The sequence below is a fragment of the Pseudomonas sp. 300 genome, assembly GCF_055803035.1.
The window spans coordinates 3,611,157-3,635,567 of sequence record NZ_JAVLRV010000002.1 but is presented as its reverse complement, the minus strand read 5'-3'; the positions used below and the strand labels follow the sequence as shown (position 1 = coordinate 3,635,567).

The 24,411-nt window shown below is 60.8% G+C and carries 21 protein-coding genes and 1 pseudogene; 12 read left to right on the top strand and 10 right to left on the bottom strand.

The window, feature by feature from the left end:
- The first annotated feature begins 1 nt into the window (after nucleotide 1).
- The 9 genes from murD to lpxC all read left to right on the top strand — a co-directional run bounded on the left by murD (nucleotide 2) and on the right by lpxC (nucleotide 10,465).
- Nucleotides 2-1,348 carry a UDP-N-acetylmuramoyl-L-alanine--D-glutamate ligase gene (gene murD, locus Q7W83_RS23130; RefSeq protein ID WP_458377054.1) on the top strand — a complete coding sequence of 449 codons (1,347 nt, stop codon included), beginning with the start codon at nucleotides 2-4 and terminating at the stop codon, nucleotides 1,346-1,348.
- Entirely contained in the window at nucleotides 1,345-2,562 is a 1,218-nt protein-coding gene (gene ftsW / locus Q7W83_RS23125) for a putative lipid II flippase FtsW (protein WP_150640034.1), read from the top strand. The genes murD and ftsW overlap by 4 nt, the downstream gene beginning before the upstream one ends.
- A complete protein-coding gene (gene murG, locus Q7W83_RS23120; protein WP_150633456.1) occupies nucleotides 2,552-3,622 on the top strand; it encodes an undecaprenyldiphospho-muramoylpentapeptide beta-N-acetylglucosaminyltransferase in 1,071 nt (356 codons plus the stop codon). Before ftsW ends, murG begins: the two co-directional genes overlap by 11 nt.
- A complete protein-coding gene (murC, locus tag Q7W83_RS23115) occupies nucleotides 3,615-5,075 on the top strand; it encodes a UDP-N-acetylmuramate--L-alanine ligase (protein WP_150633455.1) in 1,461 nt (486 codons plus the stop codon). The genes murG and murC overlap by 8 nt, the downstream gene beginning before the upstream one ends.
- Nucleotides 5,072-6,028 (top strand): D-alanine--D-alanine ligase, encoded by a 957-nt coding sequence (locus Q7W83_RS23110; protein ID WP_150633454.1) that lies wholly within the window; start codon nucleotides 5,072-5,074, stop codon nucleotides 6,026-6,028. Before murC ends, Q7W83_RS23110 begins: the two co-directional genes overlap by 4 nt.
- Before the next feature lie 4 nt (nucleotides 6,029-6,032).
- Nucleotides 6,033-6,902, top strand: coding sequence for a cell division protein FtsQ/DivIB (locus Q7W83_RS23105; RefSeq protein ID WP_150633453.1), 870 nt, complete (start codon nucleotides 6,033-6,035; stop codon nucleotides 6,900-6,902).
- 15 nt (nucleotides 6,903-6,917) lie between these two features.
- The gene (gene ftsA / locus Q7W83_RS23100; protein ID WP_008025987.1) at nucleotides 6,918-8,177 is read left to right on the top strand and encodes a cell division protein FtsA; all 1,260 of its coding nucleotides are present in this window, start codon (nucleotides 6,918-6,920) and stop codon (nucleotides 8,175-8,177) included.
- A gap of 70 nt (nucleotides 8,178-8,247) precedes the next feature.
- Nucleotides 8,248-9,441 (top strand): cell division protein FtsZ, encoded by a 1,194-nt coding sequence (ftsZ, locus tag Q7W83_RS23095; RefSeq protein ID WP_150633452.1) that lies wholly within the window; start codon nucleotides 8,248-8,250, stop codon nucleotides 9,439-9,441.
- A gap of 112 nt (nucleotides 9,442-9,553) precedes the next feature.
- On the top strand, nucleotides 9,554-10,465 hold the full coding sequence (gene lpxC / locus Q7W83_RS23090) for a UDP-3-O-acyl-N-acetylglucosamine deacetylase (RefSeq protein WP_150633451.1): 912 nt from the start codon (nucleotides 9,554-9,556) through the stop codon (nucleotides 10,463-10,465).
- A gap of 181 nt (nucleotides 10,466-10,646) precedes the next feature.
- Here lpxC and Q7W83_RS23085 read toward each other — a convergent pair whose 3' ends face one another.
- From Q7W83_RS23085 to Q7W83_RS23055, 7 genes are all read right to left on the bottom strand, one after another.
- Nucleotides 10,647-12,149, bottom strand: a complete 1,503-nt coding sequence (locus tag Q7W83_RS23085; protein ID WP_473657163.1) for a diguanylate cyclase — start codon at nucleotides 12,147-12,149, stop codon at nucleotides 10,647-10,649.
- Between the two features lie 68 nt (nucleotides 12,150-12,217).
- Nucleotides 12,218-13,528 (bottom strand): OprD family porin, encoded by a 1,311-nt coding sequence (locus Q7W83_RS23080; protein WP_150639643.1) that lies wholly within the window; start codon nucleotides 13,526-13,528, stop codon nucleotides 12,218-12,220.
- Between the two features lie 194 nt (nucleotides 13,529-13,722).
- Entirely contained in the window at nucleotides 13,723-13,947 is a 225-nt protein-coding gene (locus Q7W83_RS23075) for a hypothetical protein (RefSeq protein ID WP_473657159.1), read from the bottom strand.
- 140 nt (nucleotides 13,948-14,087) lie between these two features.
- On the bottom strand, nucleotides 14,088-15,452 hold the full coding sequence (locus Q7W83_RS23070; RefSeq protein WP_150633447.1) for a heavy metal sensor histidine kinase: 1,365 nt from the start codon (nucleotides 15,450-15,452) through the stop codon (nucleotides 14,088-14,090).
- Nucleotides 15,442-16,119: a heavy metal response regulator transcription factor gene (locus Q7W83_RS23065; protein WP_007916978.1), complete on the bottom strand. Its 678-nt coding sequence runs from the start codon at nucleotides 16,117-16,119 to the stop codon at nucleotides 15,442-15,444. The genes Q7W83_RS23070 and Q7W83_RS23065 overlap by 11 nt, the downstream gene beginning before the upstream one ends.
- A 9-nt stretch (nucleotides 16,120-16,128) precedes the next feature.
- Nucleotides 16,129-19,230, bottom strand: a complete 3,102-nt coding sequence (locus Q7W83_RS23060) for a multidrug efflux RND transporter permease subunit (RefSeq protein ID WP_150639644.1) — start codon at nucleotides 19,228-19,230, stop codon at nucleotides 16,129-16,131.
- Nucleotides 19,227-20,387, bottom strand: coding sequence for an efflux RND transporter periplasmic adaptor subunit (locus tag Q7W83_RS23055; protein WP_473657154.1), 1,161 nt, complete (start codon nucleotides 20,385-20,387; stop codon nucleotides 19,227-19,229). Before Q7W83_RS23055 ends, Q7W83_RS23060 begins: the two co-directional genes overlap by 4 nt.
- Nucleotides 20,388-20,622: 235 nt before the next feature.
- Here Q7W83_RS23055 and Q7W83_RS23050 point away from each other — a divergent pair, with 235 nt between their 5' ends.
- The 3 genes and pseudogenes from Q7W83_RS23050 to Q7W83_RS23040 all read left to right on the top strand — a co-directional run bounded on the left by Q7W83_RS23050 (nucleotide 20,623) and on the right by Q7W83_RS23040 (nucleotide 22,616).
- A complete protein-coding gene (locus Q7W83_RS23050; protein WP_150633444.1) occupies nucleotides 20,623-20,880 on the top strand; it encodes a hypothetical protein in 258 nt (85 codons plus the stop codon).
- Between the two features lie 152 nt (nucleotides 20,881-21,032).
- Nucleotides 21,033-21,314, top strand: a pseudogene (locus Q7W83_RS23045) (PAS domain-containing protein); the annotation flags it as partial.
- A gap of 258 nt (nucleotides 21,315-21,572) precedes the next feature.
- Nucleotides 21,573-22,616 (top strand): methyl-accepting chemotaxis protein, encoded by a 1,044-nt coding sequence (locus Q7W83_RS23040; RefSeq protein WP_412071064.1) that lies wholly within the window; start codon nucleotides 21,573-21,575, stop codon nucleotides 22,614-22,616.
- Here Q7W83_RS23040 and Q7W83_RS23035 read toward each other — a convergent pair.
- The 3 genes from Q7W83_RS23035 to Q7W83_RS23025 all read right to left on the bottom strand — a co-directional run bounded on the left by Q7W83_RS23035 (nucleotide 22,613) and on the right by Q7W83_RS23025 (nucleotide 24,399).
- On the bottom strand, nucleotides 22,613-23,362 hold the full coding sequence (locus Q7W83_RS23035; RefSeq protein ID WP_150639646.1) for a YkgJ family cysteine cluster protein: 750 nt from the start codon (nucleotides 23,360-23,362) through the stop codon (nucleotides 22,613-22,615). The two genes, Q7W83_RS23040 and Q7W83_RS23035, sit on opposite strands and share 4 nt — an antisense overlap.
- 83 nt (nucleotides 23,363-23,445) lie before the next feature.
- Entirely contained in the window at nucleotides 23,446-23,772 is a 327-nt protein-coding gene (locus tag Q7W83_RS23030; RefSeq protein ID WP_150639647.1) for a hypothetical protein, read from the bottom strand.
- A 168-nt stretch (nucleotides 23,773-23,940) separates the two neighbouring features.
- A complete protein-coding gene (locus tag Q7W83_RS23025) occupies nucleotides 23,941-24,399 on the bottom strand; it encodes a GNAT family N-acetyltransferase (protein WP_150633470.1) in 459 nt (152 codons plus the stop codon).
- Nucleotides 24,400-24,411: the final 12 nt, after the last annotated feature.

Below are 24,411 nucleotides of genomic sequence, written 5' to 3'. Positions count from 1 at the left end.
AGTGTCTCTGATCGCTTCTGACCACTTCCGCATCGTTGTCGGCCTCGGCAAGAGCGGCATGTCCCTGGTTCGCTTCCTGGCGAACCGGGGCACGTCGTTTGCCGTGGCCGATACGCGGGAAAATCCACCGGAACTGGCCACGCTCAAGCGTGACTATCCGCACGTGGAAGTGCGTTGTGGCGAGCTGGACGTCGAATTCCTGTGCCGTGCCGACGAGCTCTACGTGAGCCCCGGTCTGGCGCTGGCGACCCCGGCCCTGCAGGCCGCCGCCGCCCGTGGCGTGAAATTGTCCGGCGACATCGAGTTGTTCGCGCGCAACGCGAAGGCGCCGATTGTTGCCATCAGCGGTTCCAACGCGAAAAGCACCGTGACCACGCTGGTGGGCGAGATGGCGGCTGCGGCCGGCAAACGCGTCGCTGTCGGCGGCAACCTCGGTACGCCGGCGCTGGACCTGCTTCGCGATGACGTCGAGTTGTACGTGATGGAACTGTCGAGCTTCCAGCTCGAAACCACCGATCACCTCGGCGCCGAAGTGGCGACCGTGCTCAACGTCAGCGAAGACCACATGGACCGCTACAGCGGTCTGCCGGCCTATCACCTGGCCAAGCATCGGATCTTCCGTGGCGCCAAACAGTTTGTGGTCAATCGTCAGGACGCCCTGACCCGTCCATTGATTGGCGAAGGCCAGCCTTGCTGGACCTTCGGTTTGGGCAAACCCGATTTCAAGGCCTTTGGTATCCGGGAAGAGGACGGCGAGAAATACCTGGCCTTCGAATTCCAGAACCTGATGCCGGTGCGCGAGTTGAAAATTCGCGGCGCCCACAATCAATCCAACGCCTTGGCGGCACTGGCCCTGGGGCACGCGGTCGGCCTGCCGTTCGACGCCATGCTGTCGAGCCTGCGCACGTTCGCCGGTCTCGAACATCGCTGCCAGTGGGTCCGTGACCTGGACGGTGTGAGCTACTACAACGATTCCAAAGCCACCAACGTTGGCGCCGCACTCGCCGCCATCGAAGGGCTGGGAGCGGACATCGACGGCAAGATCGTGCTGATCGCCGGTGGCGACGGCAAGGGCGCCGAGTTCAATGATCTGCGTGATCCGGTGGCGGCCAACTGCCGCGCCGTGATCCTGATGGGCCGTGATTCCGACAAGATCGGTGAAGCCATTGGCGACGCGGTGCCGCTGATCCGCGCCGCTTCGCTGGTCGAAGCGGTGGAGCAATGCCGCGCTGCTGCGCAACCGGGCGACGTGGTGCTGTTGTCGCCGGCCTGCGCCAGTTTCGACATGTTCAAGAATTACGAAGACCGTGGTCACCAGTTCGTCCAAGCCGTGGAGGATCTGGCATGAGCCTGCTCAACATCATCAAGCCGTATCCTTCGCCGCTCATCACCGGGCGCGGCATCGACCTCGACTTTCCGATGCTCGTCGGATGCCTGGCCTTGATCGGCCTCGGCCTGGTCATGATTGCCTCGGCTTCGACTGAAGTGGCAGCCGTGCAGTCGGGCAGCGCGCTGTATTACATGATTCGCCACCTGATCTACGTGGTGCTGGGCCTGGCTGCCTGCATTGTCACCATGATGATTCCGATCGCCACCTGGCAGCGCCTGGGCTGGCTGATGCTGATTGGTGCGTTCGGTTTGCTGGTGATGGTGATCATTCCGGGGATCGGCCGTGAAGTGAACGGTTCGATGCGCTGGATCGGTTTCAGTTTCTTCAACGTTCAGCCTTCCGAGATCGCCAAAGTGTTCGTGGTGATCTACCTCGCCGGTTATCTGGTGCGTCGCCAGAAAGAAGTGCGTGAAAGCTGGATGGGTTTCTTCAAGCCGTTCATCGTGCTGCTGCCGATGGCGGGGCTGTTGCTGATGGAGCCGGACTTCGGTGCCACCGTCGTGATGATGGGGGCGGCTGCGGCGATGCTGTTTCTCGGCGGGGTCGGGCTGTTCCGGTTCTCCTTGATGGTGGTTCTGGCGGTCGCGGCGGTGGTGTTGTTGATTCAGGTGCAGCCATACCGGATGGCGCGTCTGACCAACTTTGCCGACCCTTGGGCTGACCAGTTCGGTGCCGGTTATCAGTTGTCGCAGGCATTGATCGCGTTTGGTCGCGGTGAGTGGCTGGGCGTAGGCCTGGGCAACAGCGTGCAGAAACAGTTCTACCTGCCGGAAGCCCACACCGACTTCGTGTTCTCGGTTCTGGCCGAAGAACTGGGTGCCGTGGGTTCCTTGTGCACCGTGGCGCTGTTCGTGTTTGTCTGTATTCGCGGCATGTACATCGGTTATTGGGCCGAGAAGGCCAAGCAATTCTTCGCCGCTTATATCGCGTACGGCTTGTCATTCCTGTGGATTGGTCAGTTCCTGATCAACATCGGGGTGAACGTCGGCCTGCTGCCAACCAAAGGCCTGACCCTGCCGTTCCTCAGTTATGGCGGTAGCTCGTTGGTGATCTGCTGTGCCTGTCTCGGATTGTTGCTGCGCATTGAGTGGGAGAGTCGAACCCATCTGGGCAGTGAGGAGATGGAGTTCCATGAGAGCGACTTCGCCGAGGAGCCGACCCATGGGCGCTAACGTATTGATTATGGCGGGCGGCACCGGCGGCCACGTGTTTCCGGCGCTGGCTTGCGCTCGCGAGTTCCAGGCCCGCGGTTACACCGTGCATTGGCTTGGCACTCCGCGTGGTATCGAGAATGACCTGGTGCCGATGGCCGGCATCGAGCTGCACCGGATCAACGCCAGCGGTTTGCGCGGCAAGGGCAAATTGTCCCTGCTCAAGGCGCCGTTGATGTTGCTCAAATCCGTCTGGCAGGCGCGGGCGATCATTCGCCAGCTTCAGCCGGTGTGCGTGGTCGGCTTCGGTGGTTATGTGACTGGTCCTGGCGGCGTTGCAGCCAAACTGGCCGGCGTACCGGTGATCGTTCACGAACAGAACGCCGTGGCCGGTACCGCCAATCGGTTGCTGGTGCCGTTGGCCGCCCGAGTCTGTGAAGCGTTCCCCGACACCTTTACCCTGTCGGACAGCCGACGGACCACCGGTAACCCGGTGCGCACCGAGCTGTTCCTCGACACCCCGCGACCAGCCCTGGCTGGTCGCAAGGCGCGTTTGCTGATCCTGGGCGGAAGCCTGGGCGCAGAACCGTTGAACAAGTTGCTGCCTGAAGCCCTGTCGCACGTCGCCCCCGACCTGCGCCCGGACGTGTTCCATCAGGCCGGCAAAAACCACGATGAAGTGACTGCAGAGCGCTATCGCGCGGCTGGCGTCGAGGCGCAAGTGCAGCCTTTCATCAAAGACATGGCCCACGCCTATGGCTGGGCCGACCTGGTGGTGTGCCGCGCAGGCGCGCTGACCATCAGTGAACTGGCCGCCGCCGGTCTGCCCTCGATGCTGGTGCCTTTGCCCCACGCGATCGACGATCACCAGACCCGCAACGCCGATTATTTGGCCCGTGAAGGCGCTGCCTTCCTGATGCCGCAAAGAACGACTGGCGCAGCGGATCTAGCCGCACGCCTGACAGAGGTCCTGATGCAACCACAACGACTCACCGACATGGCCACCGCGGCACGTCGCCTGGCCAAACCCGATGCGACCCGTAACGTGGTCGATACCTGCCTGGAGGTGGCCCATGGTTGAGAATCAGAAAGCCATGCCACAACCGGAAATGCGCCGCATCCGTCGCATCCACTTCGTCGGTATCGGCGGCGTGGGCATGTGCGGGATCGCCGAAGTGTTGCTGAACCTGGGCTATGAAGTGTCCGGTTCCGACCTGAAAGCTTCGCCGGTCACCGAGCGTCTCGAATCATTTGGCGCCCAGATCTTTATCGGCCACCGTGCCGAGAACGCTGCCGCCGCCGACGTGTTGGTGGTGTCGAGCGCCGTGAACACCTCCAACCCGGAAGTCGCCACCGCGCTTGAGCGCCGTATTCCGGTGGTGCCGCGTGCCGAGATGCTGGCTGAACTGATGCGCTATCGCCACGGCATCGCCGTTGCCGGTACGCACGGCAAAACCACCACCACCAGCCTGATCGCTTCGGTGTTCGCCGCCGGTGGCCTTGATCCGACGTTCGTCATCGGTGGCCGCCTGAATGCCGCGGGCACCAATGCCCAGCTCGGCACCAGCCGCTACCTGATCGCCGAAGCCGACGAAAGCGACGCCAGTTTCCTGCACTTGCAACCGCTGGTGGCCGTGGTCACCAACATCGACGCCGATCACATGGCGACCTACGACGGTGACTTCAACAAACTGAAGAAAACCTTCGTCGAGTTCCTGCACAACCTGCCGTTCTACGGTCTGGCGGTGGTGTGCCTGGACGACCCGGTCGTGCGTGAAATCCTTCCACAGGTCAAACGTCCGGCCGTCACCTACGGCTTCGGTGATGACTGCGACGTGCGCGCGATCAATGTGCGCCAGCAGGGCATGCAGACCTTCTTCACCGTGCTGCGTCCTGATCGCGAACCGCTGGATGTCTCGGTGAACATGCCGGGCAACCACAACGTGCTGAATGCGCTGGCCACCATCTGCATCGCCACTGACGAAGGCGTCAGCGACGAAGCCATCGTCCAGGGCCTGTCCGGGTTCCAGGGTGTCGGCCGACGCTTCCAGGTCTATGGCGAACTGCCCGTCGAAGACGGCAGCGTGATGCTGGTCGACGATTACGGTCACCACCCGACCGAAGTGGCCGCGGTGATCAAGGCCGTGCGCGGTGGCTGGCCGGAGCGCCGTCTGGTGATGGTTTACCAGCCGCACCGTTACAGCCGCACCCGCGACCTGTACGACGATTTCGTCAATGTACTGGCCGACGCCAACGTGCTGTTGCTGATGGAGGTGTACCCGGCGGGCGAAGAGCCGATTCCGGGTGCGGACAGCCGCAAGCTGTGCAACAGCATCCGTCAGCGTGGCCAGCTCGACCCGATCTACATCGAGCGCGGTGTCGACCTTGCGCCGGTGGTCAAGCCGCTGCTGCGTGCCGGCGACATTCTGCTGTGCCAGGGCGCCGGTGATATCGGCGGTCTTGCACCGAAACTGTTGAACAGTCCGTTGTTCGCTGGCGCTGTTGCCGCGCCAAGCGTGGGGAAGTTGAAATGATTGCTGCTTACGCCAACCTCGTCTCCACGATCGCGCCGAAAGATTTCGGCCGCGTCGCCGTGATGTTCGGCGGCAAGAGTGCCGAGCGTGAGGTGTCCCTGAAGTCGGGCAACGCCGTTCTCGACGCGCTGCTAAGCGCTGGTGTGGATGCGTTCGGCCTCGACGTGGGCGATGACCTGTTGCAGCGTTTGCTCAACGAAAAAATCGACCGCGCCTTTATCATTCTCCACGGCCGTGGCGGTGAAGACGGCAGCATGCAAGGCCTGCTGGAATGCCTGGGCATTCCTTACACCGGCAGCGGCATTCTGGCCTCGGCACTGGCCATGGACAAGCTGCGCACCAAACAGGTCTGGCACAGCCTCGGCATTCCTACGCCACGCCACGCGGTACTGAGTTCCGAGGCTGATTGTATTTCGGCGGCGACGGAACTGGGCTTCCCTTTGATCGTCAAACCGGCCCATGAAGGTTCAAGTATCGGGATGGCCAAAGTGACTTCCGCGCCCGAGTTGATTGAAGCGTGGAAAGCGGCCAGTACCTACGATTCGCAAGTGTTGGTCGAGCAATGGATTCAAGGTCCGGAGTTCACCATCGCCACCCTGCGTGACCAGGTGTTGCCACCGATTGCCCTGGGCACGACGCACAGTTTCTACGACTACGACGCCAAGTACGTGGCTTCCGATACCCAGTACCGGATTCCGTGTGGCCTGGACAGCACCAAGGAAAAAGAACTGATGGACCTCACGGCGAAAGCCTGTGAGGCGCTGGGTATCGCCGGTTGGGGCAGGGCTGACGTGATGCAGGACGCCGACGGGCAGTTCTGGTTCCTCGAAGTCAACACCGCACCGGGCATGACCGATCACAGTTTGGTCCCGATGGCGGCCCGTGCCGCCGGTCTGGATTTCCAGCAATTGGTCCTGGCGATCCTGGCCGCCAGTGTTGAGGTTCGAGGGTAAGACCATGCAAGGCGCACAGCTAAGACATCAGCCCCCTCCAGCACCCGGCCGCAAGCCGGTGCCGCGGGGTGCCAGCCGAATGGTGGCGAAAGAGCCGATGTCTGCGCGCCTGCCGAAAGCCAATTTTGGTTTTCTCAAAGCGTTGTTCTGGCCGGTGATGTTGGTGGCAGTGGGGTTCGGTACTTACGAAGGCGCGCAGCGTTTGTTGCCGTACGCCGACCGGCCGATCACCAAGGTCGCAGTGCAGGGCGACCTGAGCTACATCAGCCAGCAAGCGGTGCAGCAGCGGATCGCCCCGTATGTGGCGTCGAGCTTCTTCACCATCGACCTGGCGAGCATGCGCACCGAGCTGGAACAGATGCCATGGATTGCCCACGCCGAAGTGCGTCGGGTGTGGCCGGATCAAGTGGTGATCCGCCTGGAAGAACAATTGCCGGTGGCCCGTTGGGGCGATGAGTCGCTGTTGAACAACCAGGGCCAGGCGTTCACCCCGCGTGAGCTGGCGAACTACGAACACTTGCCACAGCTGTTCGGCCCACAACGGGCTCAGCAGCAAGTGATGCAGCAATACCAGGTGCTGAGCCAGATGCTCAGGCCGTTGGGCTTCTCGATTGCACGCCTGGAGTTGCGTGAACGGGGCAGCTGGTTCCTGACCACCGGTGCCGGCAGTGCGGGCCCGGGGATCGAACTGCTGCTGGGCCGCGGCAACCTGGTGGAAAAGATGCGCCGCTTCATTGCCATCTACGACAAGACGCTTAAAGAACAGATTACGAACATTGCGCGCATCGATCTGCGCTACGCCAACGGCCTCGCTGTTGGCTGGCGGGAACCTGTAGCGCCCACGACAGCCCAACCCGCTGTCGCGAAGAATTAAGAAGAGGCAGGACCCATGGCAAACGTGCAAAGCGGCAAAATGATCGTCGGTCTCGATATCGGCACCTCCAAGGTGGTGGCGCTGGTAGGCGAGGTCTCGGACGACGGCACGCTGGAAATCGTCGGGATCGGCACTCATCCGTCCCGCGGCCTGAAGAAAGGCGTGGTGGTGAACATCGAGTCCACCGTGCAGTCGATCCAGCGCGCAATCGAAGAAGCGCAGCTGATGGCCGGTTGCCGGATCCACTCGGCGTTCGTTGGCGTGGCCGGCAATCACATCCGCAGCCTGAACTCCCACGGCATCGTCGCGATTCGTGATCGCGAAGTCAGCTCCGCCGACCTTGAGCGCGTCCTCGACGCGGCCCAGGCCGTGGCGATCCCGGCTGACCAGCGTGTGTTGCACACCCTGCCGCAGGATTACGTGATCGATAACCAGGAAGGCGTTCGTGAACCTCTGGGCATGTCCGGCGTACGTCTGGAAGCCAAGGTCCACGTGGTCACCTGCGCCGTCAACGCCGCACAGAACATTGAAAAATGCGTGCGCCGCTGCGGTCTGGAAATCGACGACATCATTCTCGAGCAACTGGCGTCCGCGTACTCGGTATTGACCGACGACGAGAAAGAGCTGGGCGTGTGCCTGGTGGACATCGGCGGCGGCACCACCGACATCGCGATCTTCACCGAAGGCGCGATCCGGCACACCGCCGTGATCCCGATTGCGGGCGATCAGGTGACCAACGACATCGCCATGGCGTTGCGCACCCCGACCCAGTACGCCGAAGAAATCAAGATTCGCTACGCCTGCGCCCTGGCCAAACTGGCCGGTGCCGGTGAAACCATCAAGGTCCCGAGCGTGGGCGACCGTCCACCGCGCGAGCTGTCCCGCCAGGCCCTGGCCGAAGTGGTCGAGCCGCGTTACGACGAGCTGTTCACGCTGATCCAGGCCGAACTGCGTCGCAGCGGCTACGAAGACCTGATCCCGGCCGGCATCGTGCTGACCGGTGGTACGTCGAAGATGGAAGGCGCGGTCGAACTGGCCGAAGAGATTTTCCACATGCCGGTCCGCCTGGGTGTGCCGCATGGCGTCAAGGGCCTGGACGACGTGGTGCGCAACCCGATTTATTCCACCGGCGTCGGCCTGTTGATGTACGGCCTGCAGAAGCAGTCCGACGGGATTTCGTTCTCGGGCATCAGCAGCCGTGACAGCTACAGCAATGACGAACCGAAAGCCGCCTTGCTCGATCGCATCAAGAGCTGGGTACAAGGCAACTTCTGAAGAATTACCGCAGCACCGTTGTAGATACAGGTAGTAGGCGAAAAAACTAGAGAATCAAAGGAGAGGGAAAATGTTCGAACTCGTAGACAACATCCCCGCAAGCCCGGTAATTAAAGTTATCGGTGTTGGCGGAGGCGGCGGCAACGCTGTCAACCACATGGTCAAGAGCAACATTGAAGGCGTTGAATTCATCTGCGCTAACACTGATGCCCAGGCGCTGAAAAGCATCAGCGCGCGGACCATCCTGCAACTGGGCACCAGCGTGACCAAAGGTCTCGGCGCCGGTGCCAACCCTGAAGTAGGTCGTCAGGCCGCTCTCGAAGATCGTGAGCGCATTGCCGAAGTCCTGCAGGGCACCAACATGGTGTTCATCACCACTGGCATGGGCGGCGGTACCGGTACCGGTGCTGCGCCGATCATTGCCGAAGTGGCCAAGGAAATGGGGATCCTCACCGTTGCGGTGGTGACCCGTCCGTTCCCGTTCGAAGGTCGCAAGCGCATGCAGCTCGCCGACGAAGGCATCCGCCTGCTGTCGGAAAGCGTCGACTCGTTGATCACCATTCCCAACGAGAAGCTGCTGACCATCCTCGGTAAGGACGCCAGCCTGCTGTCGGCTTTCGCCAAGGCTGACGATGTACTGGCCGGTGCCGTTCGCGGTATCTCCGACATCATCAAGCGTCCGGGCATGATCAACGTCGACTTTGCCGACGTGCGTACCGTGATGAGCGAAATGGGCATGGCGATGATGGGCACTGGCTGCGCCAGCGGTCCGAACCGTGCACGCGAGGCCACTGAAGCGGCCATTCGCAACCCGTTGCTGGAAGACGTGAACCTGCAAGGTGCACGAGGCATCCTGGTGAACATCACCGCCGGTCCTGACCTGTCCCTGGGTGAGTACTCCGACGTGGGTAGCATCATCGAAGCTTTCGCTTCCGAGCACGCGATGGTCAAGGTCGGTACCGTTATCGATCCGGACATGCGCGACGAGTTGCACGTGACTGTGGTTGCCACCGGTCTGGGCGCGAAAATCGAGAAGCCTGTGAAGGTCATCGACAACACCGTTCACACCTCCATGGCGTCGCAGCCGCAACAATCGGCTCCCGCTCGTCAGGAAGCTCCAGCGGTGAACTACCGTGACCTGGACCGTCCGACCGTCATGCGCAACCAGGCTCAGGCCGGTGCTGCGACTGCCGCGAAGATGAATCCGCAAGATGATCTGGATTACCTGGACATCCCGGCTTTCCTGCGTCGTCAGGCCGATTAATGGAATGTATCAGGGCTATGAAGGTGATTGGTGTTCAGCAAAGGCGCGGTCTGCTATCATCGCCAGCCTTTGTTGATACCAGTTCGCAATTTGCGCTGAAGCGGCCCAAGCCATGATTAAACAACGCACACTGAAAAATATTATCCGTGCCACAGGTGTCGGCCTGCACTCCGGGGAGAAGGTATACCTGACCCTCAAGCCTGCACCTGTCGACACCGGCATCGTGTTTGTTCGTGCCGATCTGGACCCTGTGGTGCAGATCCCTGCACGCGCGGAAAACGTTGGCGAAACCACGATGTCGACCACGCTGGTCAACGGTGACGTCAAAGTGGACACGGTGGAGCACTTGCTCTCGGCCATGGCTGGCCTGGGCATCGATAACGCCTACGTCGAGCTCTCCGCGTCTGAAGTCCCGATCATGGATGGTAGCGCTGGACCTTTCGTATTCCTGATTCAATCGGCCGGCCTGGAAGAACAGGACGCACCGAAGAAGTTCATCCGGATCCTGCGGGAAGTGACAGTGGAAGATGGCGACAAACGCGCCACTTTCGTCCCTTTCGAAGGCTTCAAGGTGAGTTTCGAGATCGATTTCGATCACCCGGTTTTCCGTAACCGCACACAAAGTGCAAGCGTGGATTTTTCCAGTACTTCGTTCGTAAAAGAAGTCAGCCGCGCCCGTACCTTTGGTTTCATGAGTGACATCGAGTACCTGCGCAAGCACAACCTCGCACTCGGCGGCAGCGTTGAAAACGCTATTGTGGTCGACGCGGATGGTGTACTGAACGAAGACGGCCTTCGCTATGAAGACGAATTCGTGAAGCACAAAATCCTCGATGCAATTGGTGACCTCTACCTGCTGGGCAATAGCCTGATTGGTGAGTTCAAGGGCTTCAAGTCCGGACATGCATTGAACAACCAGCTGCTGCGCAAGTTGATTGAGCAGACAGATGCTTGGGAAGTCGTGACTTTCGAAGACGCCAGCGCTGCACCGATCTCTTACATGCGTCCGGTTGCGGCGGTGTAAGCAAAAAACCTCTCTAGTTTTTAAAGGCTGCCTTCGGGTGGCCTTTTTTTATGCCTGCCGGAAAGTGATGCGGTGTTCGTTCTGGCCCCCTCGCGGGCAAGCCCGCTCGCACAGGGGAACGCATTTCAAGTGTGGGAGCGAGCCTGCTCGCGATGGGGCCAGTCGCAACAGCACAAGAACATCAGACAGAAGCCACCACCCGATTCCTCCCGCTTTCCTTCGCCTGATACAGCGCCTTGTCCGCCGCAAACAGCAACTGTTCAAGGCTGGTATCGGTGGTCGGGGTCCAGGTGCTGATGCCAATACTGACAGTGATCGGTGATTCCACCCCTGCCACAAACGGCAGTTGCTCCACCGCAGACCGAATGTGCTCAGCAATCTGCTGTGCCCCCGCGCTGTCCGTTTCCGCCAGGATGACCGAAAATTCCTCCCCTCCGTAGCGAGCGACCAGATCCGTCGGTCGCCGTACGTGCTCGTCGATCACCTTGGCCAGCGCGCGCAGCGCATCGTCACCCGCTTGATGGCCATGTTGATCGTTGAACGCCTTGAAGTGGTCGGCATCGATCATCAACACCGACAGCGGTTTGCCGGAGCGTTGCGCGCGAAACCACTCATGGCGCAGGGTTTGATCGAGCATTCGGCGGTTGGCCACGCCGGTCAAGGCATCGGTGGCGGCCAGTTGTGCGAGTTCCTGCTCGGCGTTGTGCCGCAGACGCAACTCCCGACACAGCAGCCACGTCAGCCAGAGCAGGCCGATGCACAGAACGCCGGTGGCAACGCTGATCGCGATCGCCGTGCGTTTCCAGGTGGCGAACACTTCGTTGCCGGAGAGGGCGACGATCACCGTCAAGGGCAGGTTGCCGACCCTGGAAAAGGTATACAGGCGTCGTTGCTGGTCAACGCTCGACACGCTTTCGAAGCTGCCACTGCCCTCGCGCAGGATACGCACGACGTTCGGGCGGTTGGCGAAGGCTTTGCCGATCGAGTCGTTTTCCAGATAGGGCTTCTGCGCCAGCAGAATACCTTCATCGTTGATGATCGACAGCGCACTGTCGGTGCCGATGCTCAGGCTGTTGAATAACTGATCGAAGTAGCTCAAGCGCATCGACGCCACGGCAACACCCTGAAACTCACCGATGGCCGAGGAGATGCGGCGGCTGAAGCTGATGCGCCATTCGTCGCTGTCGTCGCAGTCACAACGGGGCTTGAACGGCCGACTGATGAACATGCCGGTGTCGCGGTTGAAGGCATGCGCGAGGAAGTAATCGCGATCGGCAAAGTTGCCGGGCTTGGGTTCGATCTGCGATGAGTCGGCCAGCACCTCGCCGTGCTTGTCCAGCAACAGAATGTCACCCTTGAAGCGCGCCGTGGTGGATCGGTCGAACAGTACGAGGTGGCGGATTTGCGCGGACACCTGTTTCAGGTCGTCCCGTTGCGAGGCGGCAATCAGGCCTTGCAGGGTCAGGTCGTAGAGTTCGACGGTACGCAGCACGTCGGCATTGATCAGTTGCGCAATCGTGGTAGCGCCGCGTGTGGCCGCCTGCTGGGCGTTGGCGTGTTCGCGGATCAGCAGGAAGGTGACGATGCTGAGAATCGCAATGACCGTCAGGGAGCTGCCGAGGATCACCATGAGCTCCGGGCGGCCGGTCTTGGCTGAAACGAGTGGGGGGCGGCTCGCGAGCATGGGAAATAGGTCTGCTTGAGGAGCAAAAAAAAGGCCAGCAAAACGCGCTGGCCTTTACTGCCTAGAGCTTAGAAGACATTGAGCGGGTAGTCGACGATCACCCGGTATTCGTCGGTGTCCTGATCCAGCGCGCCATAGCCATTGCCGCCACGGTTGGTGGCCCATTGCAGGCGCACTGCCAAGTCCTTGGCCTTGCCGTCCTGGACCACGTATTTGAGGTCGACATCGCGTTCCCAGTGCTGGGCATTTTTGCCGTCGGCGCTGTACCACGACGCATAACCGCGACTCTGAAGGTCGACCTTGGTCAGGTCCAGCTCGCCCCGGGAGTAAGACACTGCCGAGGTCAGGCCGGGTAGGCCGAGTCCGACAAAGTCGTAGGCATACTTGAGTTTCCACGAGCGTTCATTCGGACCGTTGAAGTCGGAATACTGCTGGGAGTTGTCGAGAAAAATGCTGTCGCCTTGGCTGATGTAATCGAACGGTGTATTGCCGTTGACCCGCTGGTAGGCGGCGGTGACGCTGTGATTGCCTACGCCGACGGTGAAATGCAGGCTGTAAGTGTTGTTGTCGATGTTGCCCAGCAGCGCATCACCGGTGTCTTGCGTGTGATAAACGTGCAGGCCCGGGTTGAGGCTGACTCGTTCGTTCAGCGCGTAGGTGTAATCAAGGTCGTAGTAGTACTGGTTCCAGATGTCCTTGAGCTCGGCGGCGTAAAGGCTGCTGGTCAACCCCGGCAGGCCGCTCCAGGCCACGCCGGCCCAATTCAGGTGCTGGCTTTCGTCGCCCTCGGCGAGGCTGCCATAAGAGGTGCCGATGCGCGTATGACCGCTTTGGTTGTAGGGCTTGGTGAAACTCGCCTGGCCACCTTCGATCAGAAAACCGTCGAAGCTGTGGTTGCTCAGGCTGACGCCGCGAAAGGTCTGCGGCAGCATGCGCGTCTCGCCGCCAGCGATCACCGGGTTGGTGAGAAACAGGTCGCCCGCCTTCAGCTCGGTATTGAAGGCGCGCATTTTCAGCGTGCCCCCCGCCGTTGAAAACGACCCCGGCGCTTTGCCGTTGCCCTCGCCGATCGGCAGGATGCTCGAATTGTCAGTGCCGCCACCGCCGTCGAGCTTGAGCCCGAGCATGGCGTGGGCATCGACGCCGAAACCGACGGTGCCGTCGCTGAAGCCTGATTCGAAAATGCCGAGGAAACCCTGGCCCCATTCGATGTTGTCGTCCGCCTGCTGCAGGCGGTTGCGGTTCATGTAGTAGTTGCGGGCATTAAGGTTGAGGCTCGACCCTTCGACGAAACCTTCATGATCGGCTGCTTCGACGTTGATCGGCATCGTTACGGCAATTGCAATGAACAGCGGATTGAATCTTTGAGGGAAACGCACTAGCGGTACAGCTCCTTGGGTCAACTGAACACTTCATTGTTTTGAAGTGCGGGATGTTTCTTGTTAGCGAAAACGAACCGGACAGCGTGTGAACCACAACAAAAAAAAGCCGCTGATAGCAGCGGCTTTGAAGACAACTTTTCAAAAGGAAGAGCCGATGAAAAGTGTCGAGGGAAATAGAGCGATGCGAGCGATCAACTATCTTTCTCGACCCGTGGCTGGGCCTGAGTGGTCGAGGCTTTTGGGGTTTGCGCGGCGTCTTGAGCCTTGGCCGTCATTTCGCTCTGATGGTCTTTAAACGCTGCGGCGCGCACGGCATTGTGGGCGACGAAGGCCTGCGACTCTTCAGCCATGGCGAACGGGGAGAGGAACAAAGAGGACAAAACGAAAGCGCTGGCAATACCCATAGTGTTGGACATCTTTAAAACCTTCTTGCTTGGCAAGTGCTGTTTGGTGGCGCAAAGATAAGGATCTTGGCCGATGGGAAACAGAGCCAATTCAAGAAAGGACTGTTGCGGGAAAAGCAAAGATCACAGACCTGCCAAAGGTCGCGAGCGGGTTAAACAGGCAAATGGATACCGAAGGTATTCATGCCATGGTCACTGCGCACAAATACATCCCCGCCGTGCATCAGCGCAATCGCCTTGACGATCGCCAACCCCAAACCATGGTTGTTGCCACTGTTGCTGCGCGACGCATCGACTCGATAAAAGCGCTCGAACAATCGAGGCAGATGTTCGTTGGCAATCGGCGCGCCGGGGTTTGCGACACCGATACTCACCTGATGCTCTTCGACGTCGATCCGCACCTGAATCACCTGCCCGGGCTCGGTGTGCTGCACCGCGTTGCTCAGCAAGTTGATCAGCGCCCGACGCAGATGCGCGATCTCGATCCGCACCTGCGCATCGCCACTGACCTGCACCTGGACTTGCGCGTCTTCCAGGATGAAATCCAGATATTCCAGCGTCGTCGCCACTTCATCCGCCAACGAGGTGGACGTCAGTTTGGTGGCCTTGCTGCCCTGATCCGCGCTGGCGAGGAACAGCATGTCATTGATGATCGAACGCAGTCGCTCAAGCTCCTCAAGGTTCGATTGCAGCACCTCGAAATAGTGTTCCGCCGAGCGTCCACGCGTCAGCGCAACCTGGGTCTGACCAATCAGATTGGTCAACGGTGAGCGCAGTTCGTGAGCAACGTCGGCATTGAACGACTCAAGCCGCGAGTAAGCCTGTTCGACCCGTTCCAGCGTGGAGTTGAACGAGTTGACGAACTGATTGAGCTCCGGCGGCAACGACGATAAACGCAAGCGCCCGGAACGCAACGGCGGCGCTAGTCGTTGGGCCTCCTGGGACAACTTGATCAACGGCTTGAGGCCGATCCGTGCCACCCAATAACCGAGGGCCGAGGCCAGCAGCACGCCGACAATCGCCAGGCTGATCAGGGCAATCAGCAGATGGTGTTGTGTTTGAAAAAACGTCTCGGTGTCGATGCCGATCATGAAGCGCAGCGGCGGGCGTTGATCCTTGGCCGGGAACTGGCTGACCAGCACTTTCATTGGATAAGGCTGGTCCGGCAGCTGCAAGTCACGCATGCCCAGGGGGCCTTCGGCGAAGGCGCGGATCTGCGGCGTCGGGTTGCCATATTCGTAGTGCGGATCGGTGCTGATGATCCAGAAACTGATGCGTTTGTCTTCTTCGCCGAGCAGCTTGAGCTTGTTGTTGATCTTCACCCAATGCTCGGGCGTGCCGTAACGACCGACGGTGGATTCGAGCACGCTGTAACGCGCGTCCAGCTCGGCTTCGGGCAGCAGACCCAGGCCTTTGTCGACCTGTTGATACAGCGCCCAGCCAATCAACAGGAACACCAGTAGCGCCACCAGCGTGAACATTCCACTGAGGCGCAGGGCAATCGAATTACTGGACACCACGGCTCTCCAGCACATAACCCATGCCACGGATCGTGTGCAGCAGTTTCTCGTCGAACGGCCCGTCGAGTTTGGCGCGCAGGCGTTTGATCGCGACTTCGACGACGTTGGCGTCGCTGTCGAAATTGATGTCCCAGACCATTTCCGCAATCGCCGTTTTCGACAGGATTTCACCTTGCCGGCGGGCCAGTACGCTGAGCAGCGAGAACTCCTTGGCGGTCAGGTCCAGGCGCGTGCCGGCGCGGGTCGCCTTGCGGCTGATCAAATCTATCCACAAGTCGGCGATGCTCACTTGCACCGGTTCATGGCCGCCGCTGCGCCGAGTCAGGGCTTGCAGACGCGCCACCAGTTCGAGAAAGGAAAACGGTTTGCCGAGGTAATCGTCGGCGCCGTCGCGCAGGCCTTTGATCCGGTCTTCGACACGTTCGCGGGCGGTGAGCATGATCACCGGGGTTTGCTTGCGCGCACGCAAGGCGCGCAGTACGCCGAAGCCATCGAGGCCCGGCAACATCACGTCGAGGACGATCACCGCGTAATCGCTTTCCAGCGCCAGGTGCAGGCCTTCGACGCCGTCCCGCGCCAGGTCCACGGTGTAACCCTGTTCCGTCAGGCCGCGGTGCAGATAGTCCGCGGTTTTTTCTTCGTCTTCGATAATCAGAACGCGCATGGCCCCGCCTCAGTCTGTGGTCGCCAGCGCCGTCAAGGGTGCTGGTTCTGGCCGATGGAAAAGCCGCTCCAGCCACAAGTATATGACCGGAGTGGTAAACAGCGTCAGCGCCTGGCTCACCAGCAAGCCGCCGACCACCGCTATACCCAATGGCTGGCGCAGTTCGGCGCCGGTGCCGTAGCCGAGCATCAGCGGCAGCGCACCGAGCAGGGCGGCGAGGGTGGTCATGATGATCGGGCGGAACCGCGTGATGCAGGCCTGGAAAATCGCTTCTTCCGGTGGCAAGCCTCGGTTGCGTTGGGCGTCGAGCGCGAAGTCGATCATCAGGATGCCGTTCTTCTTCACGATGCCGATCAGCAGCACCAGCCCGATCAGCGCCATGATCGAAAAGTCCTGGCCGAAGATCCACAGCATGATCACCGCCCCGAGTCCCGCCGAAGGCAGGGTGGAGATGATGGTCAACGGGTGCACAAAGCTCTCGTAGAGCACGCCAAGGATGATGTACACCGCCACCAGTGCCGCCAGAATCAGCCACGGCTGGCTGGCCAGCGAACTCTGAAACGCCTGGGCCGCGCCCTGGAAATTGCCGCTCATGGCCGCCGGCATGCCGATCTCGGCCTTGGCCTGGTTGAGCATGATCACCGCATCGCCCAACGCGACGCCGGGCGCCAGGTTGAACGACAGGTTGGCGGCCGGGAACATGCCGTCGTGGGCGATCGACAACGGACCCACCGTCGGCGCATCGAATTTCGCCAGCGCCGATAACGGCACCATTTCCCCACTGAGCGGCGAGCGCAGGTAGAAGTAGTTGAGGCTTTCGGCCTTGCCGCGTTGCTTGGTGTCCAGCTCCAGGATCACGTTGTACTGGTTGACCTGGGTCTGGAATTCGTTGATCTGCCGCTGACCGAACGCGTCGTACAGCGCTTCATCGACATCGCTGGCGGTCAGGCCGAAACGTGCGGCAGCGCTGCGGTCGATGCTGATGTGGGTGATGCTGCCACCCAGTTGCAGGTCATTGGAAATGTCGCGGAACGCCGGGTTGGCGCGCAGTTTTTCCGTCAGGCGCTGGGTCCAGGTGCTGAGGGTCGCGCCGTCGTTGCTCTTGAGCACGTATTGATACTGCGCGCGACTCGGGCCGGAACTGAGATTGATGTCCTGGCCTGCGCGCAGATACAGCACGATGCCCGGGACCTTCATCAGTTGTGGACGGATCCGGTCGATGAACTGGCTGGCCGAGACGTCGCGCTCGCTGCGTTTTTTCAGGGAGATCCAGAAGCGGCCGTTGGCGATGGTCTGGTTACTGCCGGAGACACCGACGGAGTGGGAAAACGCCGCGACGGCCGGATCTGCCGCGACGATTTCCGCCATCGCCAGGTGCTTTTTCACCATGTCGCCGTAGGAAATATCGGCGGCGGCTTCGGTGGTGCCGAGGACAAAACCGGTGTCCTGCACCGGGAAGAAGCCTTTGGGAATGAAGATGTAACCGGCGATGGCCAGCGCCAGAGACAAGCCGAATACCCCGATCATCAATTTCTGATGGGCGAGGGCGCGGCGCAGGCCTTTTTCGTACCATGCCAGCAAGCGTTCGCCGAACGTGGGTTTGCTGTGGGCGTGATGCACCGGTGCTCGCATGAACAGCGCCGCAAGCGTCGGCGCCAAGGTCAGCGACACCACCACGGAAATCATGATGGTAGACGTGGCCGTCAGGGCGAACTCCTTGAACAGCCGCCCGACCACGCCACCCATGAACAGCAGCGGAATGAACGCCGCCACCAGCGAAAAACTGATCGAGACCACGGTAAAACCAATCTCGCCCGCGCCTTTGATCGCCGCCTCGCGCATGCCGTCACCGGCCTCCAGGTGCCTGTGAATGTTCTCCACCACGACAATCGCATCGTCGACCACAAACCCCACGGCCACCACGATCGCCACCAGTGTCAGGTTGTTCAGGCTGAAACCCATGATGTACATCAGGGCAAAACTGGCGACCAGCGAAACACCCAGCACCGCCGACACAATCAGCGTCGCCGACCACTGACGAAGAAACAGCGCCATCACCGCCACCACCAGCATGATCGCGATCAGCAGGGTGATTTCCACTTCATGCAACGAGGCGCGGATGGTCTGGGTCCGGTCCACCAGCACTTTGACCTCCACCGATGCCGGCAGCATCGCTTCGAGGCCGGGCAGCGCCGCTTGAATGCGATCCACGGTCTCGACAATGTTGGCGCCCGGTTGCCGGGAAATCACCAGGTTCACCCCGGGCTTGTCTCCGGCCCAGGCTTGCACATAGGCATCTTCCGAACCGTAGACGACCTTGGCGACATCCTTCAGGTGAACGGGCGCACCGTCCTTGTAGGAAACGATGAGCTGGCTGTATTCCTCGGGATGAAACAACTGATCGTTGGTCGATAGCGTCGAGATACTTGATTCGCCGTACAGCGCGCCTTTGGCCAGGTTGAGGCTGGTTTGCTGGATCGCCAGACGAATATCCGCCAGCGTCAGGCCGATGGCCGCGAGTTTGTCGGCCGAGGCTTGAACGCGAATCGCCGGTCGTTGCTGACCGGTGATGTTGATTTGGCCTACGCCGTCGATCTGGCTGATCTGACGGGACAGCAACGTTTCCACCAGATCGCTGAGTTCGGGGCCGGACATCAGGGTCGAATTGATGCTGAGAATCAGCACCGGGCTATCGGCCGGGTTGACCTTGCGCCAGGTCGGCAGGTTCGGCATGTCCTTGGGCAGTTTGCCGGCAGCGGTGTTGATCGCGGCCTGCACTTCCTGAGCGGCGGTGTCGATGCTTTTGTCGAGGGTGAATTGCAGGGTCAGGTTGGTCGAGCCGAGGGCGCTGCTCGAGGTCATCTGAGTCACGCCGGGGATGGCGCTGAATTGCACTTCAAGCGGCGTGGCCACCGAGGAGGCCATGGTTTCCGGGCTGGCGCCGGGCAGTTGCGCGGCCACCTGAATGGTCGGAAATTCAGCGGCCGGCAGCGGCGCGATGGGCAGCCGTGGGAACGCAATGACGCCGAGCAGTACCAGGGCGAACGTCAGCAGGATTGTCGCCACCGGATGATCGATGCACCACGCGGAAACCGAGCCGTGGCCCTTCATGGTTTCGCCTCCGTTTGCACCACTTGCGGTGGTTCGGTCAGTACCTGCACGGTCGAGCCGGGCTTGAGCCGCGATTGGCCGTCGCTGACCAGCACGTCGCCGGGGTTCACGCCTTTGATGATGTCCTGGCCGCTGCCTTGGTAAACCATTTGTACGGTGACGGTTTCGACCTTGTCGCCCTTGACCCGGTACACGAAATGTTGATCGAGACCGCGCTGTACGACGGTGGGCGGGACCACCAGCGCATCTTTATCCAAAGCTGTCTGAATTTTTACCGTTACCAGAAGGCCCGGCCAAAGTTTCTGCCCGGCATTATTGAATTCAGCCTTGGCGCGGATGGTCCCGGTGTTGGCGTTGATCTGGTTGTCGATCAGGGTCAGGTGACCCTCGCCCAGCAGGTTGCCGGTTTCGCCGTCGGTGTCGGCACCGATGTAGGCCTTCACTTGAGCGTGCTCCGGGTCGTTGATCAGGCCTTGCAAGGTCGGCAGCATTTGCTGCGGCAGGGAAAACTCCACGGCGATCGGGTCGATCTGGGTCACCGTGAACAAGCCTTGGGTGTCGGTCATGCGCAGGAAGTTGCCTTCGTCCACCGTGCGAATCCCGACGCGACCGGTGACCGGGGAGCGAATCTGTGTGTAGGAAAGCTGCACCTGAGCGGCGTCAATCGAAGCCTGATTGCCTTGAGCCGTGGCTTTCAGTTGGTTGACCAGCGCTTGTTGCTGGTCGTAAGTCTGCTTGGACACGCCGTCGTCGACGCTCAGCAGTTTGTAACGCTTGAGGTTGACCAACGCCACTTGCAACTGCGCCTGGCTTTCGCCCAGTTGCGCGCGGGTCTGGTCGAGGTTGGCGCGGATCGAACGGTCGTCGATGGTGGCCAGCAGGTCACCCTTGTTCACCAACTGACCTTCCTTGACCAGAATCCTGGTGAGGATGCCGTCGACCTGCGGACGGACCACCACGCTGTGCAGTGACAGTACCGAGCCGATGCCGCTGACATAACGCGGAACGTCTTTTTCGCTGACGTTGACCACTCGAACCGGGATCGCCGTGGGTGCGGCGAGTTTGGCCGTGGCGGGTTCGGTGGCGTACCACACGCCCAGCGCTGCCAGGACAATCAGAAAGGCGGCGAGCAGGGCGGTTTTTTTCTGAATTCGCATGCGAGTGGGACGCCGGGGCTGGGTGGACGGAGTTTGGTCAGGGTTATACCTCCCTTTATAAACCTGTTCGCCGGTCAGGAAGGTGACTGCTAACTGACGGCGCTGTCAGTTTGGCGTCAGGCCTGTCACCACAAAACCCGACGGACTCGCGTGCTGCAATCGCCGACACAGGTATACTGCCGTCTTTCGCGGCTCGCTGACCGGGCCCGACACTTTTGCATCACCCGGAGCTTTCATGACTTCCCCGACACAACCGCCGGTTGCCGACGCTTTGAGCGACGACCAGGCAGACCTGCCAGACAGCGTCGACTCCAGCGCAGACAGCGAAACCAAAGCCGCGATCCCGGCGTTCAAGTTCCCGTTCAAACCGGGTGAACTGGCCGCGGCAAAGTCTGCCAGCCAGCCCTGGTACAAGAATGGCGCCAAGAACGGCCACACCAAGACTCCCGGCGCAGCGCCGCCCGGCACCCGTCGTTCGATGGGCAAACGCTGAGTCCCATCCTGCCACCCTCGGCCATCGGCTGCGGTTTTCAACCGCGGTGATGGCTAAGTGCTCATATCCTGAGCCAGATCAACGTTTGTGGAATCAGTGCGCTTAGAGTCAGCAGCCCTGCCGACTCTTTCCATCCAACGAGCGCGCTTTCCATGAAGATCAACCTCCCGGTGACCGGCCGTAATGTCGACGTTGCGGCTGATGCGAACATCCTCTCGACCACTGATCTGACCAGCGCGATTACCTACGCCAACGACGATTTCATCAACATCTGCGGTTACAGCCGTGAGGAGTTACTGGGCTCGCCGCACAACTTGCTGCGTCATCCGGACATGCCGGCGGCGGCTTTCGCGCACATGTGGCAGACCCTCAAAAGCGGCCGTTCGTGGATGGGACTGGTCAAAAATCGCTGCAAGAATGGCGATCATTATTGGGTCAGCGCGTATGCCACGCCGGTGACGCAGAACGGTAAAACCGTGGAGTATCAGTCGGTCCGGACCAAGCCCTCGGCACGGCAGATCGAAGCCGCGGATAAAGCCTACACACAGCTTCGCAGTGATCGCACATCGCTGTGGCAGCGGTGGCCCGTGCTCGGTCCGGGTTTCAAGATGATGGCACTGTTCAGCGCAACATTGGCCTGTGTGGTGGGCATCGAAGCGTGGTTGAACCCTTCGTCAGCGGTTTTCGGCGCACTGGCGTTTGTCGTGGGCAGTGGTTTGGCGGCGCTCGGAACAGCATTGATGTTGCGCCCGCTGAAGGCGTTGACCGAGCGCGCCCGGCAGATTGCCGATAATCCGTTGAGTCAGGTTGTCTACACCGGTCGTCGCGATCAGTTCGGCCAGATCGAGTTTGCCTTGCAGATGCTCGAAGCGCAGGTCGGCGCGGTGGTGGGACGCATCGGCGATGCATCGCAGCGCCTGGCCGGGCATGCGGCGGAACTGGTCGAGCACCTGCAAGGCAGCCACAACAGTACGCTGGCCCAACAGGCTGAAACCGATCAGGTGGCGGCGGCGATTAATCAGATGTCTGCCAGCGTGGCCGAGGTTGCCGGCCATGCGCAGCAGGCGTCTCAGGCGGCCGACCTGGCCGGCAGCGAAACCCGTGAAGGTCATCGGTTGGTGAGTGAGAGTCGCCATGCGGTGCTGCGTCTGGCCGAGGAACTGGCCAGCGCCACTGAGGTGATTCATCAACTGGAGGGGCACAGCAGCGAGATTACTGGCGTGCTGGACGTGATTCGCAGCATCGCCGAACAAACCAATCTGCTGGCCCTTAACGCGGCCATTGAAGCGGCGCGTGCCGGGGATGCCGGGCGCGGTTTTGCGGTGGTGGCCGATGAAGTCCGTGGCCTGGCCCAGCGCACTCAGCAGTCGACCAACGAGATTCAGCGCATGATCAGCACCCTGCAAAACAGCACGCGCGACGCGGTGGTGGTGATGCAACAAAGCAGTGAACAGGTGGACAACAGCGTCGAGCAGGCCCGACGTGCCGCCGACGCGCTGGAAGCGATCAGTCGGCGGGTCAATCAGATCACGCAAATGAGCCTGCAAATCGCTTCGGCGGTGGAAGAGCAGAGCACGGTCAGCGAAGACATCAACCGCAATATCATCGGCATCCGCTCAGCCTGCGAGGTCACGGTCAGTGAAGGGCAGCAAAGCCAGGCGAATTCCACCGATGTGGCGGGGCTGGCGGGGGACTTGCGGTTGTTGGCGCAAGAGTTCTGGCGAACACGTCGCTAAGCCGCCCGCAGCGAAATGAACGCATAGTTGAGCGGCGCCTCGGTGGCCACTTGCGCACCGGCCGCCAGCACTTGCCCGGCGATATCGTCACCCGAAACGTGGAACTGCCAGGCACTGCCCGGTCCAGGCAGCTGTTGTTGCGTCACCTGATCGATGGCCGTGGCGAACGCGCTCATGTCCGGCAGGTAGGCGGTGAATCCATCGCCCTTCAGGGCTGTGACGCGAATCCCCAGTGACGCACAAATCGCATCTTTGCTGCGGATATCATCGCGATCCGCCTGACGGGAGCGCTGGATAAGTCCTGCGAGCTGCTGATCGACCAGTTCACCGCCAATGATCAGGTCGGGGCCTTTTTCCCAGGATTCGGGCGGGCATTCCTTGATCGCCGGATTGAGGGGAATGTGCGGATTGATTTCCATCGGATAGATGCGACAAACCAGCGGCCGGCGTTCGTAGATGCGGCAGAGGTTGTCTTCGTCAAGATTACGGCAGGGGCCGACGTTGTAAGCCGCAAACGTGATGGCCACGTGCGCCTCGCAGGTGCCGCTTTGAACCGCTACCGAACGCCGTTCGGCATGTTCGCGTTGCTGCACCGGCAGGCCGAGGCCATTGCCGAGGAAACCTTCCACCAGCACGATCACCTGACCGCCGTCGGCCGCCCACATCCGCGCTTCCGCCAGGGTCAGGGGGACGTGATGGTCATTGCAGCATTTGCCACAACCTACGCAGGAAAACGGTGTATTCATCGAAGGATCAGTCGCCTATCAGGGCCGGATATGGCGACAGAATGCCACCGCGAAGGTCTGCTCTGAAGCAAGTTATGCGCCATTCATTTGGATTTGGCCGGTGTGCGGATGGAGTCCCATTCGGTCACGTAGGCGGTTTTGCTTTTTTTGTTGTAGAGGCACAGCTCGGTGCCTTGCTGGCCTTTCATGTGTTTTTGCGGGTAGCGGCCTTGCAGCAGAATGGCTGTGTATTCGACCCGGTCATCGAACTGCGCGGCTTTGCCTACGGGGAAGGCGTCCGTCAGGCCGCTGGCCTTGGTGCAACTGGCGAGCACGGCTTTGTCGAAGGCGGCCCAGGCGTCAGGGCTGGAGGCTTGGGCTTGAGAAGCGAGGGCGGTGAGGCAGAGGAAGGTGAGGGTGGTGGCTTTCATTGATCAGGCATCCTTGGGCGTATGTGGGCCGAGTATGCCTGATGGTAGGAGGTGGAATGTGTCGACCTCTTCGCGGGCAAGCCCGCTCCCACCGGTTGTGTGTCGTATTCGTCTTTTGCGAACGACACACATCCTGTGGGAGCGTGGCTTGCCCGCGATGGCGGTGTATCAGGCTGGAACCGGCTCGCGGCGGACCACCGTCATCCCGCAACTTTCATACAACCGCTGTGCCCGAAGGTTGTCTTCCAATACCTTCAAATCCACAAAACCTTCGCGACGCTGCTGAAACACTTTGAATGCATTCAACAACAACGCCCGGCCCAAACCCCGACCCTGAGCTCGCGGGTGCACCACCAGATTCTTGATGTAGGCGCTGGTCCAGCACTGGCACACGCCAACGATACCGTCGGCATCCTGCGCGATGAAGCACAGGGAGGGATCGTATTCAGGGTCGGTCTCGAACCGCTGTTGCCAGACATCCAGCGTCGGCACGCGACCGCCCCCCTCCAGATACCCCAGTTCCATCAAACGATGAACGGCTTCTGCCCATTCTTGCCGGTATTCGTGCAGGACAATTCCCGGAGGCCAAGTGATAGCGGGCACAACCTCCGCCAGGTTGCGCCGCATCAGCAAGCAGAA

Bases quoted from the DNA above. Each gene is read 5' to 3' on its own strand.
- ftsW (WP_150640034.1), top strand. From the start codon at position 1,345: ATGAGCCTGCTCAACATCATCAAGCCGTATCCTTCGCCGCTCATCACC.
- murG (WP_150633456.1), top strand. From the start codon at position 2,552: ATGGGCGCTAACGTATTGATTATGGCGGGCGGCACCGGCGGCCACGTG.
- murC (WP_150633455.1), top strand. From the start codon at position 3,615: ATGGTTGAGAATCAGAAAGCCATGCCACAACCGGAAATGCGCCGCATC.
- Q7W83_RS23110 (WP_150633454.1), top strand. From the start codon at position 5,072: ATGATTGCTGCTTACGCCAACCTCGTCTCCACGATCGCGCCGAAAGAT.
- Q7W83_RS23105 (WP_150633453.1), top strand. From the start codon at position 6,033: ATGCAAGGCGCACAGCTAAGACATCAGCCCCCTCCAGCACCCGGCCGC.
- ftsA (WP_008025987.1), top strand. From the start codon at position 6,918: ATGGCAAACGTGCAAAGCGGCAAAATGATCGTCGGTCTCGATATCGGC.
- ftsZ (WP_150633452.1), top strand. From the start codon at position 8,248: ATGTTCGAACTCGTAGACAACATCCCCGCAAGCCCGGTAATTAAAGTT.
- lpxC (WP_150633451.1), top strand. From the start codon at position 9,554: ATGATTAAACAACGCACACTGAAAAATATTATCCGTGCCACAGGTGTC.
- Q7W83_RS23085 (WP_473657163.1), bottom strand. From the start codon at position 12,149: ATGCTCGCGAGCCGCCCCCCACTCGTTTCAGCCAAGACCGGCCGCCCG.
- Q7W83_RS23075 (WP_473657159.1), bottom strand. From the start codon at position 13,947: ATGTCCAACACTATGGGTATTGCCAGCGCTTTCGTTTTGTCCTCTTTG.
- Q7W83_RS23065 (WP_007916978.1), bottom strand. From the start codon at position 16,119: ATGCGCGTTCTGATTATCGAAGACGAAGAAAAAACCGCGGACTATCTG.
- Q7W83_RS23060 (WP_150639644.1), bottom strand. From the start codon at position 19,230: ATGAAGGGCCACGGCTCGGTTTCCGCGTGGTGCATCGATCATCCGGTG.
- Q7W83_RS23055 (WP_473657154.1), bottom strand. From the start codon at position 20,387: ATGCGAATTCAGAAAAAAACCGCCCTGCTCGCCGCCTTTCTGATTGTC.
- Q7W83_RS23050 (WP_150633444.1), top strand. From the start codon at position 20,623: ATGACTTCCCCGACACAACCGCCGGTTGCCGACGCTTTGAGCGACGAC.
- Q7W83_RS23035 (WP_150639646.1), bottom strand. From the start codon at position 23,362: ATGAATACACCGTTTTCCTGCGTAGGTTGTGGCAAATGCTGCAATGAC.
- Q7W83_RS23030 (WP_150639647.1), bottom strand. From the start codon at position 23,772: ATGAAAGCCACCACCCTCACCTTCCTCTGCCTCACCGCCCTCGCTTCT.
- Q7W83_RS23025 (WP_150633470.1), bottom strand. From the start codon at position 24,399: ATGCGGCGCAACCTGGCGGAGGTTGTGCCCGCTATCACTTGGCCTCCG.